16 protein-coding genes are annotated in these 16,297 nt (G+C 66.2%); 11 read left to right on the top strand and 5 right to left on the bottom strand.

Annotated features, from left to right (window positions below; genetic code table 11):
• Positions 1-206: 206 nt before the first annotated feature.
• Both AX729_RS35450 and mutY read right to left on the bottom strand, forming a co-directional pair.
• The gene (locus tag AX729_RS35450; RefSeq protein WP_061029156.1) at positions 207-629 is read right to left on the bottom strand and encodes a PaaI family thioesterase; all 423 of its coding nucleotides are present in this window, start codon (positions 627-629) and stop codon (positions 207-209) included.
• A gap of 67 nt (positions 630-696) precedes the next feature.
• On the bottom strand, positions 697-1,794 hold the full coding sequence (mutY, locus tag AX729_RS35445) for an A/G-specific adenine glycosylase (protein ID WP_061029154.1): 1,098 nt from the start codon (positions 1,792-1,794) through the stop codon (positions 697-699).
• An 83-nt stretch (positions 1,795-1,877) separates the two neighbouring features.
• Here mutY and AX729_RS35440 point away from each other — a divergent pair, with 83 nt between their 5' ends.
• The 11 genes from AX729_RS35440 to AX729_RS35390 all read left to right on the top strand — a co-directional run bounded on the left by AX729_RS35440 (position 1,878) and on the right by AX729_RS35390 (position 12,539).
• Positions 1,878-2,162 carry a type II toxin-antitoxin system RelE/ParE family toxin gene (locus tag AX729_RS35440; RefSeq protein ID WP_061029152.1) on the top strand — a complete coding sequence of 95 codons (285 nt, stop codon included), beginning with the start codon at positions 1,878-1,880 and terminating at the stop codon, positions 2,160-2,162.
• Positions 2,134-2,457, top strand: a complete 324-nt coding sequence (locus AX729_RS35435) for a HigA family addiction module antitoxin (RefSeq protein WP_028179397.1) — start codon at positions 2,134-2,136, stop codon at positions 2,455-2,457. Before AX729_RS35440 ends, AX729_RS35435 begins: the two co-directional genes overlap by 29 nt.
• 11 nt (positions 2,458-2,468) lie before the next feature.
• Positions 2,469-2,960: a DUF721 domain-containing protein gene (locus AX729_RS35430; protein WP_061029150.1), complete on the top strand. Its 492-nt coding sequence runs from the start codon at positions 2,469-2,471 to the stop codon at positions 2,958-2,960.
• Between the two features lie 126 nt (positions 2,961-3,086).
• The gene (locus AX729_RS35425; RefSeq protein WP_061029148.1) at positions 3,087-3,743 is read left to right on the top strand and encodes a DsbA family protein; all 657 of its coding nucleotides are present in this window, start codon (positions 3,087-3,089) and stop codon (positions 3,741-3,743) included.
• Positions 3,744-3,960: 217 nt separating this feature from the next.
• Positions 3,961-7,425, top strand: coding sequence for a chromosome segregation protein SMC (gene smc / locus AX729_RS35420; protein ID WP_061029146.1), 3,465 nt, complete (start codon positions 3,961-3,963; stop codon positions 7,423-7,425).
• A gap of 124 nt (positions 7,426-7,549) precedes the next feature.
• Positions 7,550-8,527 carry a small ribosomal subunit Rsm22 family protein gene (locus tag AX729_RS35415; RefSeq protein WP_061029144.1) on the top strand — a complete coding sequence of 326 codons (978 nt, stop codon included), beginning with the start codon at positions 7,550-7,552 and terminating at the stop codon, positions 8,525-8,527.
• A 136-nt stretch (positions 8,528-8,663) separates the two neighbouring features.
• Positions 8,664-9,224, top strand: a complete 561-nt coding sequence (locus AX729_RS35410) for a LemA family protein (protein ID WP_028179392.1) — start codon at positions 8,664-8,666, stop codon at positions 9,222-9,224.
• A 32-nt stretch (positions 9,225-9,256) separates the two neighbouring features.
• Positions 9,257-10,444, top strand: a complete 1,188-nt coding sequence (locus AX729_RS35405) for a M48 family metalloprotease (protein ID WP_061029143.1) — start codon at positions 9,257-9,259, stop codon at positions 10,442-10,444.
• Positions 10,445-10,642: 198 nt separating this feature from the next.
• On the top strand, positions 10,643-11,395 hold the full coding sequence (locus AX729_RS35400; RefSeq protein ID WP_061029141.1) for a P-loop NTPase family protein: 753 nt from the start codon (positions 10,643-10,645) through the stop codon (positions 11,393-11,395).
• A 60-nt stretch (positions 11,396-11,455) separates the two neighbouring features.
• On the top strand, positions 11,456-12,124 hold the full coding sequence (locus AX729_RS35395) for a hypothetical protein (RefSeq protein WP_061029139.1): 669 nt from the start codon (positions 11,456-11,458) through the stop codon (positions 12,122-12,124).
• An 82-nt stretch (positions 12,125-12,206) separates the two neighbouring features.
• Positions 12,207-12,539 (top strand): GIY-YIG nuclease family protein, encoded by a 333-nt coding sequence (locus AX729_RS35390; RefSeq protein ID WP_061029137.1) that lies wholly within the window; start codon positions 12,207-12,209, stop codon positions 12,537-12,539.
• Positions 12,540-12,552: 13 nt separating this feature from the next.
• On the opposite strand, the gene AX729_RS35385 is transcribed toward AX729_RS35390, so the two are convergent.
• The 3 genes from AX729_RS35385 to AX729_RS35375 all read right to left on the bottom strand — a co-directional run bounded on the left by AX729_RS35385 (position 12,553) and on the right by AX729_RS35375 (position 16,242).
• A complete protein-coding gene (locus tag AX729_RS35385; protein WP_061029134.1) occupies positions 12,553-13,092 on the bottom strand; it encodes an adenine phosphoribosyltransferase in 540 nt (179 codons plus the stop codon).
• A gap of 148 nt (positions 13,093-13,240) precedes the next feature.
• Positions 13,241-15,406 carry an anthranilate synthase component I gene (locus AX729_RS35380; RefSeq protein ID WP_061029132.1) on the bottom strand — a complete coding sequence of 722 codons (2,166 nt, stop codon included), beginning with the start codon at positions 15,404-15,406 and terminating at the stop codon, positions 13,241-13,243.
• Between the two features lie 245 nt (positions 15,407-15,651).
• Entirely contained in the window at positions 15,652-16,242 is a 591-nt protein-coding gene (locus tag AX729_RS35375; protein WP_245325508.1) for a hypothetical protein, read from the bottom strand.
• Positions 16,243-16,297 lie beyond the last annotated feature (55 nt).

Here is a 16,297-nt window from a genome sequence, read left to right as displayed (position 1 = left end):
CTCGCACGAAGCGAGATGCCCGTTGATGTGCCCTCGCCCCTTGCGGGAGAGGGCAGCGATGCGGTAGACGCGGGCTCACTCGGGTGAGGGGTATCTCTCCGCGAGTCCAACTCGCAGTTTAGACTCGCGGAGAGAAACCCCTCATCCGGCGCTTCGCGCCACCTTCTCCCACAAGGGGAGAAGGAAGAGCAGTGCGCAACACTAAACTATTTCCCCACCACCCTCGCCGCTTCCAGCAACCGCTCACTCGCGCTTGCCGTGGCCAGCACCGTGCCGTCCTCCGCCAACAGCTTGGCCTCGACGAACGCAATCGTCTTGCCGAGCTGCGTCACCTTCGCCTCGCCGATGATCGGCCCGGGCTTTGCGGGCGCGAGGAAATTCACGGTCATGCTGATGGTGGTGGTGTAGAGCCGGCCCTCGCTCATCACGAGCACCGCCGGGCCCATGGTGTCGTCGAGCATGGCCGAGAGCATGCCGCCCTGGATGAAGCCCGCGGGGTTGCAGAACTCCGGCTTGCCCTCGAAGCCGAGCCTGATCCAGCCCTCCTGCGGGCGGGCATCGAGCAGGCGCCAGCCCAACAGCTCGGCGCAGGGTGGCTTTCGAAAATTATCGAGCGCGGTCTTGACCATGCGAACCTCCGTTGCCTGCCTGGAGTAGCGGAAGTCTGCTGACAGCCTGGTGTCAGCAGGATGGATCCTAGAGACCCAATCCATGCGCAATCACTTTGCGCATGACATTGGGCAGCGCCTCCCCGGCGAGTGTCGCGATCGGCACCCAGCGCATGCCCTCGGGCGCACGGGTGCGGGCCTCCGCCTGCGCCGTGTAGACCACCAGCTCCAGCGGAAAATGCGTGAAGACGTGGGTGACGACGCCCACCTTGCGCTGCCAGCGCGACAGCCCCTTCAGCTCCGGCGCCTGCTGCTTCGCCGCCGCATCGTCCTGGCCGGCCCGCCAGTCCGAGCCCGGCACTTCGGTCATGCCGCCGAGCAGCCCTTTTTCCGGCCTCGAGCGGACGAGCAGCTCGTCGCCGCGCGTGACAACGAACGCTGCACCTCGACGCAGCGCCCCACTCTTCTTGGGCGCCTTGCGCGGAAAGGTCTCCTGCGTGCCCTGCGCGCGCGCCGTGCAATCCTCGTTCAGCGGACACAGCGAACAGGCCGGCTTCTTCGGCGTGCAGATCGAGGCGCCGAGATCCATCAACGCCTGAGCGCTGTCGCCTGCACGGGAGTCTGCGAGAAGCGTCGCGGCCAGTTGCTGGATCCGCGGCTTGGCCTGCGGCAATTCCTCCTCGACCGCGAACAGGCGCGACACCACCCGCTCGATATTGCCGTCGACCGGCATGGTGCGGCGGTCGAACGCGATCGCGGCGATCGCCGCTGCCGTATACGGGCCGATGCCCGGCAGCGCTCGCAGCCCTTCCTCCGTGGAGGGAAACACGCCGCCATGCTCGCGCGTCACGGTCACCGCACAGGCGTAGAGATTGCGCGCGCGCGAATAATAGCCGAGCCCCGCCCACATCCTCAGCACGTCATCCTGAGAGGCCCGCCCCAGCGCCGTGACGTCGGGCCAGCGCTCCACGAACTTCTCGAAGTAGGGACCGACCGCCTTCACCGTGGTCTGCTGGAGCATGATTTCCGACAGCCAGACGCGGTAGGGGTCCGATGTCTCACCGGGGGCCGCGCGCCAGGGCAGGCGGCGACGGTGGCGGTCGTACCAGGCGAGCAGGAGCGCGGGGCGAGCCGGCGAGTTCGCCGTCGTGCTCCGTTCCTTCTTGCGCGCGGTCGTGGAGGACATTCGCCTTTACTAGAGGAGGATTCCGCCTGTGGCCAGCGAGACCCGACCGTTGCAGACTATAACGCCTTGCGTTATACACAATCATGATCCAGAGCTTCGCCAACTCCGAGACAGAGTTGATCTGGTCCGGGCGGCGAAGTCGAAAACTGCCGCCTGACATTCAAAACGCAGCCTTGCGAAAACTGCGCTTGCTGAATCAAGCACGCGTGCTGGCCGATCTCGGGGTTCCCCCGGGCAACCGGCTCGAAGCCCTGAAAGCCGACCGCCAAGGTCAGCATTCGATCCGGATCAACGATCAGTGGCGCATCTGTTTTGTTTGGGACGCCGGAGGACCGAGAGATGTCGAAATCGTCGACTACCACGCCTAGGAACGGGCTGCTCCGCAATCCCCATCCGGGCGAGATCCTGCTGGAGGAGTTTTTGAAACCGATGGATCTCAGCCAGAACGCGCTGGCGCGCGCCGTTCGCGTGCCGCCGCGGCGGATCAACGAGATCGTCCTCGGCAAGCGCGACATCACCGCGGACACCGACCTGCGGCTCGCCCGCTATTTTGGTCTGTCGGAGGGCTTTTTCCTTGGGCTTCAGATGGACTACGACCTGATGCAGCGACGGCGCGAGATCGACCGCGACCTCAAGGCCATCCGGCCCCGCGCGGCAGCCTAGTTCTGGTGCCCATGTCCAAATTCCCTCCCAAGCCCGGTCCCATCAGCGCCAAGCCGCTCGGCATCCTGCTCGACGACGTCTTTGCCGAGGCCTATGCCAAGCAGGGTTTTGCCGCGCGCGAGCTGGTGACGCGGTGGGCGCAGATCGCGGGGCCGGAGATCGCGGCCCATGCCGAGCCGCTCAAGATGCAATGGCCGCGCCCGGTGGAGGGCCAGCCGCAGGAGCCGGCGACCTTGGTGCTGCGGGTCGAGGGGCCGATGGCGCTGGAGATCCAGCACTCCGCCGACGTCATCCTGGAGCGCGTCAACCGCTTCTTCGGCTGGCACGCGGTCGGCAAGCTGGCATTCCGTCAGGCCCCCCTGTCGCGGCCCCGGGCGCGGAAACGGCCCGGCCCGCCGGACCCCGCAGCTGTGGCCAAGGTGGCGGACGGCTTGGCGGATATCGAAGATGAAGAATTGAAGACGGCACTGGCCCGGCTCGGGGCCGCCATCAAGCGAAATTGAGCTTCATTCCGCCGCCAAACCGGACCCGTCCGTGCCGCTCGCCATTGCCTCAATCGACGTTTCAAGCTAGCGACAGGCCGTCCGAGCGGAACCTCGGGCGAACCTTGCCAATCCCGGGAGCCGACCTTGATCATCACGCGCCGCGCCTTCACCACGATGCTGTCGCTGACCGGGCTTGCCGCGCTCGCCGGGCTCTCGCCGTTGCGCCTCGTCTCGGAAGCCATGGCGCAGTCCGCCGCCGATGTGGCCAAGCCGGTGTCGCTGCCCGACATGGCGCTCGGTCCCAACGATGCCGCCGTCACGATCACCGAATACGCCTCGATGACCTGCCCGCATTGCGCGGCCTTCAACGAGCAGGTGTTCCCCAGGATCAAGAAGGAATACATCGACACCGGCAAGGTGCGGTACATCTTCCGCGAGTTCCCGCTCGACATCAAAGCCGCTGCCGGCTCGATGCTGTCGCGCTGCATCGCCAAGGACGATGCGCCGAAATACTTCGCGGTCACCGACATGCTGTTTCGCCAGCAGAACGACTGGGTGATGAAGAACACCACCGAGACCCTGACTCGGATCGGCAAGCAGGCCGGCCTTACGCAGCAGCAGGTCGAGGCCTGCCTGAAGGACCAGGCGCTGCTCGACAAGATCGCCGCCGATCAGAAATACGCCAGCGACGTGTTGAAGGTCGATTCGACGCCGACCTTCTTCATCAACGGCGAGAAGATCAAGGGCGACACCTCGTTCGAGGAATTCGCCAAGAAGATCAATCCGCTTCTGAAGAGCTGATTCGCACGCCGCAGTCCTGATTCGCGCATCCAAAGCCGTATCTTTCCCGGCGTAAATCCCTTGGGAAAAGCGGCTTTCGCCGGTTGCCCTCGCGGCGCACCACGGCCATTGTCCAGCCGCATGAGCCGCCTCGCGCGACTCACCCAGACAGCGACATTGCCTTCCATGGTATTGTCCCGGCAGCGGGATTCGCGCCTGCCAACAGAGATGCGTGCTTATGAAAATCACCCGCCTGCGCCTTCACGGCTTCAAGTCCTTCGTTGAGCCCACGGACTTCGTCATCGAGCCCGGCCTGACCGGCGTGGTCGGCCCCAACGGTTGCGGCAAGTCGAATCTCGTCGAGGCGCTGCGCTGGGCGATGGGCGAGACCTCGTACAAATCGCTGCGCGCCGCCGACATGGACGCGGTGATCTTCGCCGGCTCCGGCAACCGTCCCGCGCGCAACCACGCCGAAGTGACGATGACGATCGACAATGCCGATCGCACCGCGCCGGCGGCGATGAACGACAGCCAGATTCTGGAAATCTCCCGCCGCATCGAGCGCGAGGCCGGCTCGGTCTATCGCATCAACGGCCGCGACGTCCGCGCCCGCGACGTGCAGATCCTGTTCGCGGACGCCGCCACCGGCGCGCGCTCGCCCGCCCTCGTCCACCAGGGCAAGATCGGCGAGATCATCCAGGCCAAGCCCGAGCAGCGCCGCCGCGTGCTGGAAGACGCGGCCGGTGTCGCCGGCCTGCACGCCCGCCGCCACGAGGCCGAGCTGCGGCTGAAGGCAGCCGAAACCAACCTCACCCGCGTCGAGGACGTGATCGGCCAGCTCGCGGGCCAGATGGAAGGCCTGAAGAAGCAGGCCCGCCAGGCCGTGCGCTACCGCGAGGTCGCCGCCAAGGTCCGCAAGGCCGAGGCCACGCTCTACCACCTGCGCTGGATCAGCGCCCATGCCGACGTCAACGAGTCCGGCCAGACCCATGATCTCGCCGTCCGCGAGATGGCCGAGCGCACCCAGCACCAGGCCGAAGCCGCCCGCATCCAGGCCATCCGCGCCGCCGAGATGCCGGCGCTGCGCGATGCCGAAGCGCGCGCCGCGGCCGGTCTCCAGCGCCTGACCAATGCCCGCGAATTGCTCGACCGCGAGGAGGAGCGTGCCAAGGAGCGCGTCGCCGAGCTCGAGCGCCGCCTCGCCCAGTTCGAGGGCGACATCTCCCGCGCCCAGCAGCAGACCATGGACGCCGACGTCGCGCTGCAGCGGCTCGACACCGAAGACGCCGAGCTCAAGGAAGAGATCAAGTCGCGCGTCGAGAAACGTTCCGGTGTGGACGAGCGCGTCGCCGAGGCCGAGGCGGTGCTGACCGAAACCGAGCAGCGCTTCGCCGAGCTGACCACGGCGCTCGCCGACCTCACCGCCAAGCGCAACCAGCTCGAGGCCAACGTCCGCACCCACCGCGACAAGCTCGCCCGGCTGGACCAGGAGATCGCGAACGTCGCCGCGGAAGAGCAGAAGCTCGCGCAGGAGACCGGCGGCTTCGGCGACCTCGACGAGCTGACCGCTCTGGTCGAGACCGCCGAGGAGACGCTGGCCGCATCGGAAGCCGCCGCGCAGGCGAGCGAAGCCGCTCATGTCGCCGCCCGCCAGACGCTGGAATCCTCGCGCGCGCCGCTGGTCGAAGCCGACAAGCGCGTGCAGCGGCTCGAGACCGAGGCGCGCACGATCTCCAAGATCGTCAACGGCGAGACCAAGAATTTGTGGCCGCCGATCATCGACGGCATCACCGTCGACAAGGGTTTCGAAAAAGCGATCGGCGCCGCCCTGGGCGACGATCTCGATGCACCGATCGATCCATCCGCGCCGATGCGCTGGACCAATGTCGGACACACCGAAGGCGATCCCGCGCTGCCCGAGGGCGTCGTGCCGCTCGCCAACCACGTCCAGGCTCCGGCTGAACTCGCGCGCCGCCTGGCGCAGATCGGCGTGGTGCCGCGCGAGCGCGGCGCCGAGCTGGTCTCGCAGCTCAAGACCGGCCAGCGGCTGGTCTCGCCCGAGGGCGACGTCTGGCGCTGGGACGGCTTCGTCGCCGCCGCTCACGCGCCGACCGGAGCCGCCCGGCGGCTTGCCGAGCGCGCCCGCCTCGTCGACATCGAGAACGAGCTGGAACAGGCCCGCATCGACGCCCAGATCAAGCGTCAGGCGCTGGAGAATGCCGAGTCCGAGCTACAGATGGCGGCCAGCACCGAAGGGGCCAGCCGCGAAGCCTGGCGCGCCGCGCAGCGCGAGCTCAACGTCGCGCGCGAGCGCCATGCCACCGCCGAGCGCGAGATCAGCCGCCACGCCGCACGCAAGGCGACGCTGTCGGAAGCGCACAGCCGTCTCGCGGCCGACCGCGCCGAAGCCGAGGCCGCCTACGAATACGCCGAAGCCGGCATCAGCGAGCTGCCGTCGAGCGAGGACACCGAGACCCGGCTCGCTGCCGTCCGCAGCGACATCGAAGGCCATCGCCGGATGGCCGCCCAGGTCCGCGCCGAAGCGCAGGCGCTGGCACGCGAGGCCGAGCTCGCCGACCGTCGCGTGCAGGCGATCCTTGCCGAGCGCACCGAGTGGCAGAACCGCAAGGAGAGCGCGGCCTCCCATATCGACACCATCCAGGCCCGCATCGCAGAACTCACGATCGAGCGCAGCGAGCTCGAGAACGCGCCCTCCGTGTTCGCCGAGAAGCGCAGCGCGCTGATCACCGAGATCGAATACGCCGAGAACGACCGCCGCATGGCCGCCGACGCGCTCGCCACCGCGGAGACCGCGATGGCGGAGACCGACCGTGTCGCGAAGCTGACGCTCGAAGCACTGTCGAGCGCCCGCGAGGCCACCGCCCGCGCCGAGGAGCGCATGGAGGGTGCGCGGCGCCGGCTCGAGGACGTCGAGCGCGAGATCCGCGACATGCTCGAGGTCGAGCCGCAGGCCGTTGCCGGCCTCGCCGAGATCGAACCCGGCGCCGAGCTGCCGCCGCTGCACGACATCGAGGAAGACCTCGAGAAGATGCGCCGCGACCGCGAGCGCCTCGGCGCAGTCAACCTGCGCGCCGAGGAAGAGCTGCGCGAGGTCGAGACCCAGCATACCGGCCTCGTCACCGAGCGCGACGACCTCGTCGAAGCCATCAAGCGGCTGCGCCAGGGCATCCAGAGCCTCAACAAAGAGGCGCGCGAGCGGCTCCTGACCTCGTTCGAGGTCGTCAACAACCACTTCAAGCGCCTGTTCGTCGAGCTGTTCGGCGGCGGCGAGGCCGCGCTGCACCTGATCGAGAGCGACGACCCGCTCGAAGCCGGCCTCGAAATCATCGCCAAGCCGCCGGGCAAGAAGCCGCAGACGCTGTCGCTGCTCTCGGGCGGCGAGCAGGCGCTGACCGCGATGGCGCTGATCTTCGCGGTGTTCCTCACCAACCCCTCGCCGATCTGCGTGCTGGACGAAGTCGACGCGCCGCTCGACGACCACAACGTCGAACGGTACTGCAACCTGCTGCACGAGATGACCGGCTCGACCGACACGCGCTTCATCATCATCACGCACAACCCGATCACGATGGCGCGGATGAACCGGCTGTTCGGCGTCACCATGGCCGAGCGCGGCGTGTCTCAGCTCGTCTCGGTGAGCCTCGCCGAGGCCGTGGACATTCTCGACCAGAACGTGGCGTGACATGGCCGTCATTCCGGGGCTCGCGCAGCGAGAACCCGGAATCCATTCATCGACCGACGTTGCCGCGCGATGGATTCCGGGCTCGATGCTTCGCATCGCCCCGGAATGACGATGGTGGGCCAAAATGATCGCACCCACCCTCCCCGCCGAACTGAAGGCCGCCCTCGACAGCAAGCTCCAGGGCTTTTCGCGCACTGATGCGGCGCAACGGTCACAGAGAATCTCGACCACTTATCGCGCCGGCGGCGGCTCCGGCACGATCAAGTCGGAAGCCGATGCCCTCGCCTATGCGCTCGCGCGCATGCCGGCGACCTACGCGGCGGTGGCCGCCAGCCTGAATGCACTAACCGGGATTGCGCCGGACTTCGCTCCGGAAACGTTGCTCGACGTCGGCGCGGGGCCCGGCACCGCGAGCTGGGCCGCGGCGGAAGCGTTTCCGTCGCTGCAGGACTTCACCCTGCTCGATGCCAACGCCACGCTGAGCCGGCTCGCGCTCGAACTGGCGCGCGACAGCTCGCGCCTCGCGGAGTGCCGCTGTCTATCCGGCGACGCCGGGGGCAATCTCGCCGAGATCTCGCCAGCCGATCTCGTTCTCGCCAGCTACGTCATCGGCGAGCTCGGCGAGGCCGATCAACGCAAGCTCGCGGAAGCCATGTGGGCAAAAGCGCGCCACGTGCTGGTCGTGATCGAGCCCGGCACGCCCGCCGGCTATGCCCGCATCCTCGCGCTACGCCAGCAGCTGATCGCGCTGGGTGCCCATGTCGCCGCCCCCTGCCCGCACGAAAAGCCCTGCCCGCTCACCCCGCCCGACTGGTGCCATTTCAGCCAGCGCCTGCCGCGCTCCCAGGCGCACCGCCAGATCAAGGGTGCCGAGGTGCCGTTCGAGGACGAGCGCTTCATCTACGTCGCCCTGACCCGCACAGCGCCTGCCACGCGCGCCGCGCGCGTGCTGGCGCCGCCGGATGTCGGCAAGGTCGAGGTCACGGCGAAGCTCTGTGCTGAGGACGGTGTCGAGTTCGCGAAAGTGCCTCGCCGCGATAAGGCCGCCTATGCAAGTGCCCGCCGCTGGCGCTGGGGCGACGCCGTCGTTGCGGAAAGTTAACCTCGTTCAGGGCTTTCGCCTTGAACTCGGATGCCTCCCCATCCGACCAAGTCTTGCCTCCCCTCTGCATCGGGCTCTCATCCCGGGCCATTTTGGTCTAGGCTGCGCTGCCTAATTCCCCCATCAGGAGTTCTCCATGTCGACCGGCTGGATCGTTCTCGGCGTCATCGTCGTCCTCGCGCTGTTCGCCTTCAGCGCCTACAACCGCCTGGTGGCGCTGAGCCAGCGCGTCGGCCAGGCCTTTGCCGATATCGACGTGCAGCTCAAGCAGCGTCACGACCTGATCCCGAACCTGGTCGAGACGGTGAAGGGTTACGCCTCGCATGAGCGCGGCACGCTCGACGACGTCATCAAGGCGCGCAATTCGGCGATGTCGGCGCAGGGGCCGGCGCAGGTGTCCGCCGCCGAGAATCAGCTCTCCGGCGCGCTCGGCCGGCTGATCGCGCTGTCGGAGGCCTATCCAGACCTCAAGGCCAACGCCAATTTCCAGCAGCTCGCATCCGAGCTCTCCGACCTCGAGAACAAGATCGCGGCGAGCCGCCGCTTCTTCAACAACGCGGTCCAGGAATACAACACCGGCATCCAGCAGCTGCCGGCTGCGCTGTTCGCCGGCATGTTCGGCTTCACGAAGAAGGACTTCTTCGATCTCGGCGCGAGCCGCACCGAGGTTGAGACCGTACCCCAGGTGAAGTTCTGAACTGAGCCGATAGGCCGGCAGGGCATCGCGTCATGGCCGCGTATGGTCTCTACACGCACATCGCCTCGAACAAGTTTCGTTCGATGCTGCTGCTCGCCGGCCTGTTCATGCTGGTCTACGTGCTGGTCTATGCCGGCGCGTTGGTCGCCGAGGTCGTGATCAACGGCAACGGGACGGTCGCCTACTATCTGAGCCGCGCTTTCGCGGACCTGCTCAAGGCCGCACCTTTCGCGACCGTTGCGGCGATCGCCTGGATCGCGATCGCCTATTTCTTCCACCAGTCGATGATCGATGCCGTGACCGGCGGCCACGACGTCACCCGTCAGGAGCAGCCGCAGCTCTACAACCTGCTCGAAAACCTCTGCATCTCGCGCGGCATCACCATGCCGAAGCTGAAGATCATGGAGAGCCCGGCGCTGAACGCATTCGCGACCGGCCTCAATCCGCGGCAATACTCCATCACCGTCACCACCGGCCTGCTCGACGCGCTGAACGACAAGGAAATCGAGGCGGTGCTGGGCCATGAGCTGACCCACATCAAGAACGGCGACGTGCAGCTCATGGTGGTCGCCGTCATCATCGCCGGCGTGGTCGGCTTCTTCGGCGAGTTGTTCTTCCGCCTGTTCACGAACTTCAACTGGAGCTCCGGGGGCTCCTCGTCGTCGCGCTCGTCCTCGTCGTCGAGCGACAGCAAGAGCTCCGGCGGAGGGGCGGTGATCGTCATCATCATCGCGGTCGTGCTCATCGTGCTGGCCTGGCTGCTGTCGCAGGTGGTCAAGCTCGCGCTGTCGCGGTCGCGCGAATATCTCGCCGATGCGGGCTCGGTCGAGCTGACGAAGGACCCCGATGCCATGATCTCGGCGTTGCGCAAGATCGAGGGCCGCGGCGAACTGCCCGGCGCGACCTCGGCCGTCATGGAGCTCTGCGTCGACAATCCGCGCGAGGGCTTCGCCGATCTGTTCGCCACACACCCGTCGGTGCAGTCCCGGGTGGACGCACTGGTCAAGTTCGCCGGCGGCCATGATCCCGGCCCGCTGCCGGACCTCACCGAAGGGATGGAAGAGCCCGAGGCGCAGAACGACCCGCAGGATGCCCAGCCGCCGGTGCCGCATGGGCCGTGGAACGACGCAGGCAACCCGGCTGGTCCGCCGCCCATACCGGCACGAAGCCCCTCAGGAGCCCCGGCAGGTAATCCGATGGGACCGTGGGGCCGCCACTGAGGCACGCGATCGGGCGCGCTCCGTGGCGGGTTTCACAGCAATCGGGAAAAACTTCGGGAATTGCCGTAACTGCGGCCTGCGGAATTGAATTCTCCCTTGTTTCTGCCATGTTCGCGCCCAACAGCAGACTCGGGACATCGATTTGGGGCCCGGCCGATTGCGATCTCGCGATCGGGGGGCGCGCGTTAGGGGACAGCAATGGCAAAGCCGGCAGTGGTTGTGGTGGGCGCGGACAAGGGCGGGGTCGGCAAGACCACGGTGTCCCGCACCTTGCTCGATTATTTCTCAGCCAACAACGTGCCGACGCGCGCGTTCGATACGGAGTCGCCGCGCGGAACCCTGAAGCGCTTCCACCCCGACATCACCGAGATCGTCGACATGACGACCACGGCCGACCAGATGAAGATCTTCGACACGCTCAATGCGACAAGCCCGTCGGTGACCGTGATCGACGTTCGCGCCGGCCTGCTCTCGCCGGCTCTGGCCTCGCTGCGCGACATCGGATTCCTCGACGCCGCCAAGGCCGGCCAGATCACCTTTGCGGTGTTCCACATCCTGGGCCCCTCGATCGCCTCGCTGGACGAGATCGCCGAAACCGCGGGCTTCATGGGCGGCGCGAAATATTTCCTGGTGAAGAACTTCATCAATGACACCCAGTTCTTCCAGTGGGACCAGGCGACTTACCAATCGTATTTCAACCGCATCAAGGACGCGACCGAGCTGACCATCCCCAAGCTCAACGAAATGGCTTATGAGCAGGTCGAGGTGTCCTCCGTCCCGTTCCTGAAATTCGTCGCCAACAAGGGCATCAACGACGAGGCCGCGAACTATTCGTTCGTTCTGCGCGGCTATGTCCGGCACTGGCTGGCCAATGTCTGGAGCGAGTTCGACCGCATCCGCCTGACCGACATCGTCGGCTCGAAGCCCGTGACCCGCAACAGCGAAAAATAGTTGCGAAGCCCGGGCTGATACGGCTGGATTGGGCAGTGAGTTGGCCTGATATAGCTGTCGATGCCCGCGACACCTGTCTACATCATCTGTTCGCCCCGCCCGCAGGTCGGCAAGACCCTGCTGGCGCGGCTCCTCAGCGAATTCCTGCTGCTCAAGAACGGCAGCGTCGCGGCCTTCGACGTCAACCTGAAGGAGCCGTCGCTGCTCGACTATCTGCCGAGGGTCACGGAAACCGCCGACGTGATCGACACCTACGGCAAGATGCAGCTGATGGACCGCGTCATCGTCGATGACGGCGTTGCCAAGGTGATCGATCTCGGCTTCCACGCCTTCGACGAGTTCTTCAAGATGACCGACGAGATCGGCCTGTTGAAGGAAGCCGCGCGCCGCCATGTCGCGCCTCAGATCCTGTTCGTCGCCGATACCGACCGTGCCTCGGCGCGCGCCCACGAGATGCTGCGCGGGCGAATTCCGCGCATGAACCTGATCACGGTGGACAATGAGTACGTCATACGCGGCGAGCTGCCGCCCGCGATGGCCGGCGGACGGCTGTTCCGCCTGCCCGCGCTGCCCGGATTCCTGAAGACCTATATCGACCGGCTGAACTTCTCCTTCACCGGCTACCTGCGCCAGGAAAAGGATTCCTCCACCGAGCTGCACCAGTGGACCCGCCGGAACTACATCGCCTTCCGCGAGCTCGAGCTGAGCCTGATCCTGCAACGGTCTTGATTTTTACCCGGATAATATTGACTCCCGGGTGCAGCGGGCTTATTGAGGCGGGCATTGATATTCCCTCAGCAGGCCCGTCACCATGAGCATCGACCGGAAAGCAGCGATCACCGCCTACAAGGAGCGAAAGACCATCGCGGGCATCTTCGTCGTGCGCTGCGCGGCCTCGGGCGAGGCCTGGGTCGGCCAGGCGCCGAATCTGGAGACGATCCAGAACCGCATCTGGTTCTCGCTACGCCAGCGCAGCCACACTTGCCGCAGCCTCCAGGCCGCCTGGACCACGCATGGTGAGGCGGGCCTGACGTTTGGCGAATGCGAGCGTCTCGAGGATGAGGAGAGCGCCTATGTCAGGAACGCGCTCCTGAAGGAGCGCCTGCTGCATTGGCGGGCCGAACTGAAGGCCGAGCTGATCTGACCGCTGCAGCGGCTCAGTGCCCCTCGAACGTCATCAGCGTGCGCACCGGCACGTCCATGGCGCGCAGCTTGGCGGCGCCGCCGAGCTCGGGCAGGTCGATGATGAAGCAGGCCGCGACGACATTGGCGCCGATCTGCCGCAGCAGCTTCACCGCGCCCTCGGCGGTGCCGCCGGTGGCAATGAGGTCGTCGACCAGGATCACGCGCTCGCCGGGCTGGATGGCGTCGACATGCATCTCCATCTCGTCGATGCCGTATTCGAGGGAGTACGCGATGCGGACGGTGGTGTGCGGCAGCTTGCCCTTCTTGCGGATCGGTACGAACCCGGCCGAGAGCTGATGCGCCACCGCGCCGCCGAGGATGAAGCCGCGTGCTTCCATGCCGGCGACCTTGTCGATCTTGTTGCCGGCCCAGGGATTGACCAGCTCGTCGACCGCACGGCGGAAGGCGCGCGCATCCGCGAGCAGGGTCGTGATGTCACGGAACATGATCCCGGGCTTCGGATAGTCCGGGATGGTGCGGACGCTTGCCTTGAGGTCGTGGTCAAAGGTCATGGTTATCTCGCTCTGGTGTTTCCACCGTCATTGCGAGCGAAGCGAAGCAATCCAGGTCTTCTCCGCGGCAGCAGTCTGGATTGCTTCGTCGCCAGCGCAAAATTGCTCCGCAATTTTGTCGCGAGCTCCTCGCAATGAAGGCCTTTACTCAATTCGCCCCCGCTTCGAGCCGGAAGGCATTTTCGACAATACGCAAGCCCACCTCGCCGCCGAGCGACATCAGCGATTCCGGATGGAATTGCACGCCGGCGACCGGCAGGGTCTTGTGCTCGAGCGCCATGGCGACACCGTCCTCGGTGCTGGCGGTGACGGACAACACTTCGGGCATGCTGTCGCGCTCGACATGGAGCGAGTGATAGCGGCCGATGACGATCTCGTTCGGCAGGTTGCGCATCAGGCGCCCGCCGCGTACCTGCACCCGCGAGGGCCGGCCGTGGGCGGGATGAGTGAGCTGGCCGAGCTCGCCGCCGAAATATTCGCCGATCGCTTGCACGCCGAGGCAGACTCCGAACACCGGCAGCTTCTTCTCCAGCGCCGCATCGATGGTCTTCCTGATCCCGAAATCTTCGGGCCTGCCCGGGCCGGGCGACAGCACCAGCAAATCCCACCTCTTCTGCTTGAGCATGTCGAGCGCATGCACATAGCGGACCACGGTGACGCTGGCGCCGACCTGGCGGAAATAGTCGGCGAGCATGTGGACGAAACTGTCGTCGTGATCGATCAGCAGCACCTGCTTGCCCGAGCCGGTGGCATCTGGCGCGAAGGTCGACAACGGCTTTGGCGGATCGCCGCGCAGCGCCTGAAACAGCGCGGCGGCCTTGACCTGGCATTCGCGATCTTCCGCGGCGGGATCCGAGTCGAACAGGCAGGTCGCGCCCACGCGCACTTCGGCGAGGCCATCCTTCATGCGGATGGTGCGGATGGTGAGGCCGGTGTTGATGCTGCCGTCGAAGTTCACCGCGCCGATCGCGCCCGCATACCAGCGCCGCGGCGAGCGCTCGTGGTCCTCGACGAACTGCATCGCCCAGAGCTTCGGCGCGCCGGTCACGGTGACGGCCCAGGCATGGGTGAGGAACGCGTCGAGCGCATCGAAGCCGGGCCGCAGCATGCCCTCGACGTGATCGACGGTGTGGAACAGTTTTGAGTAGGTCTCGATCTGCCGCCGCGCCAGCACCTTGATGGTGCCGGGCACGCAGACGCGCGCCTTGTCGTTGCGGTCGACATCGGTGCACATGTTGAGCTCGAACTCGTCCTTTTCCGAGTTCAGGAGCTGGCGGATCTGCTCGGCGTCGCCGATCGCGTCGGTGCCGCGCGCGATCGTGCCCGAGATCGGGCAGGTCTCGACACGACGCCCGTCCGAGCGCACGAACATCTCCGGCGAGGCGGAGACGAGAAACTCGCCCTCGCCGAGATTCATCAGCGCGCCGTAGGGCGACGGGTTGATGACGCAGAGGCGCTGGAACACCTCGGCCGGCGATCGGTCGCAGGGCTCGGCGAAAAGCTGCCCCGGCACCGCCTCGAACAGGTCGCCGCGCGCGAAGGCCGCACGCGCGGTCTCGACGGTGGCCTGATATTCGCCGGGCCCGTGGTCGGCGAAACCCTGACGGGGCGTCTTGAGATAGGGGCTGTCGGCAGTCTCGCGCGGCAGGCCTTCGGTAGACTTCCCTTTCCAGGCGAAGTCGTAGGAGAGCACCACGCCGCGGCCGGTGGCGCGGTCATAGGCGAGCAGGCGATCGGGCACATAGAGCACGATGTCGCGCTGGTCGGCCTCGCGCGGCCGCTTCTGCACGAGATCCTCGATCTGGAAGACGAGGTCGTAGGCGAAGGCGCCGAACAGGCCCAGCAACCCGTCGTCATTGGCGGAGAAGGCGGCGACGAGGTCGCGCACCAGCGACATCACGCTGGCGCGCCGCGTGCGCTGGTCTTCCTCGACCGGCGCGTCGCCGCGGATAATGTGGCCGGCGAGGCGCGCAGGCGTCTTCTCGGAGATCACCACGCATGGCTCGCGCAGGACGTCGCCGAGGAAGGCGATCAGCACCTGACCGCGCGCGTTCAGCGCTTCCAGCTTGAAATTGACCCCGACGGTCTCGAGCTTCAGCGGCGGATCAGAGAAGCCGAGGTCGAAGCTCTCGTAGCGGCCCGGCACGGTGGTACCCGAGGACAGCACCACGCCGCGGCGGCGGTCGAGCAGGCTGACGAGATCGTCGAGCCTGCTGGCGCCGCCGGTGAACTGCTCGGCCACGCGCGTGATCGCAAGACCAGCGCGGGTCACATAGTCGCTTCGGGCCGGAAGGGCAAAGACGGTCCTGTTCATGGGGTCCTCTTACGAAACTTGCCGAGGGAACGCCACACAGGACAAACGATCAGGCCGCCGCACTGCGTTGGCGACCTCAGACGATTTGGGAAAGGAAAATCGCACCGGCCACCTCTTCAGGAGGTGCGCCACCAAAGACGGGCTGGGCGGAGGGCGGTGCTCATGGGCGGATACTCACCATGGCGCGGGGACGGCGTCAAGGGTCGGGCGCCCCGATGACCTTGCGACCGGGACGCGCTGCGTGGCTACGGCTGCTCAGGCTGGGGCACCCAGCCGAACCTGTTCTTCTTCCGATCCCATTTGAGGACAGAATAGCCGTCGCATTCCATGCACCCCCAAAGGACGAGCTTGCCGCCCTTGTCCTTCGAAAGAGCTGCGAACTGGCGGTTCGTACGTATGGCGTCGACAAAGCGTACCTTGGGCTTCTCGCCGTCCGGCTGATCGAGGACCAGCATGAACCTTCCCTTTGGGCCCGCACACTCCTGAAACACACCGACCACAGCAATTTGCTTCGTGGCGGCGCCGTCGAAGCGCCCTTCGATGGCAAAGGACATGTCGGCACCCTTCATCACATCGGCGCCATTCTCGAACAGCAGCTCTTTCGGGATCAGGTCCTTGCGGAACTCAGTTGCCTTGCACCAGCTCTTGCGAATCTGGTTCGCGGGGATGCCGCGAACCTCGGTCGTGAATGGATGGAAATCCGCAATGACCCACCATGCCTCCTTCTTGAGGTCGCCGTTCAGCGTGACGAATGCCTGCTGTGCGGCGGCCTGGGCGGTCATCAACGCGATGACGCCAGCAGCACCGGCCATCGACCAAACGATCAGGCCGAGCACGCCGCGCGTGATAGACGATGCCGACATACTTCGCTGATCCTGCTCGGTCGCTACA

Origin of the sequence: Bradyrhizobium sp. CCH5-F6, assembly GCF_001556045.1 — a bacterium.
In the GTDB taxonomy this organism is placed as follows: Bacteria; Pseudomonadota; Alphaproteobacteria; order Rhizobiales; family Xanthobacteraceae; genus Bradyrhizobium.
Note: the sequence above shows the minus strand (reverse complement) of the source record. Positions and strands in the feature narration are given on the sequence as shown.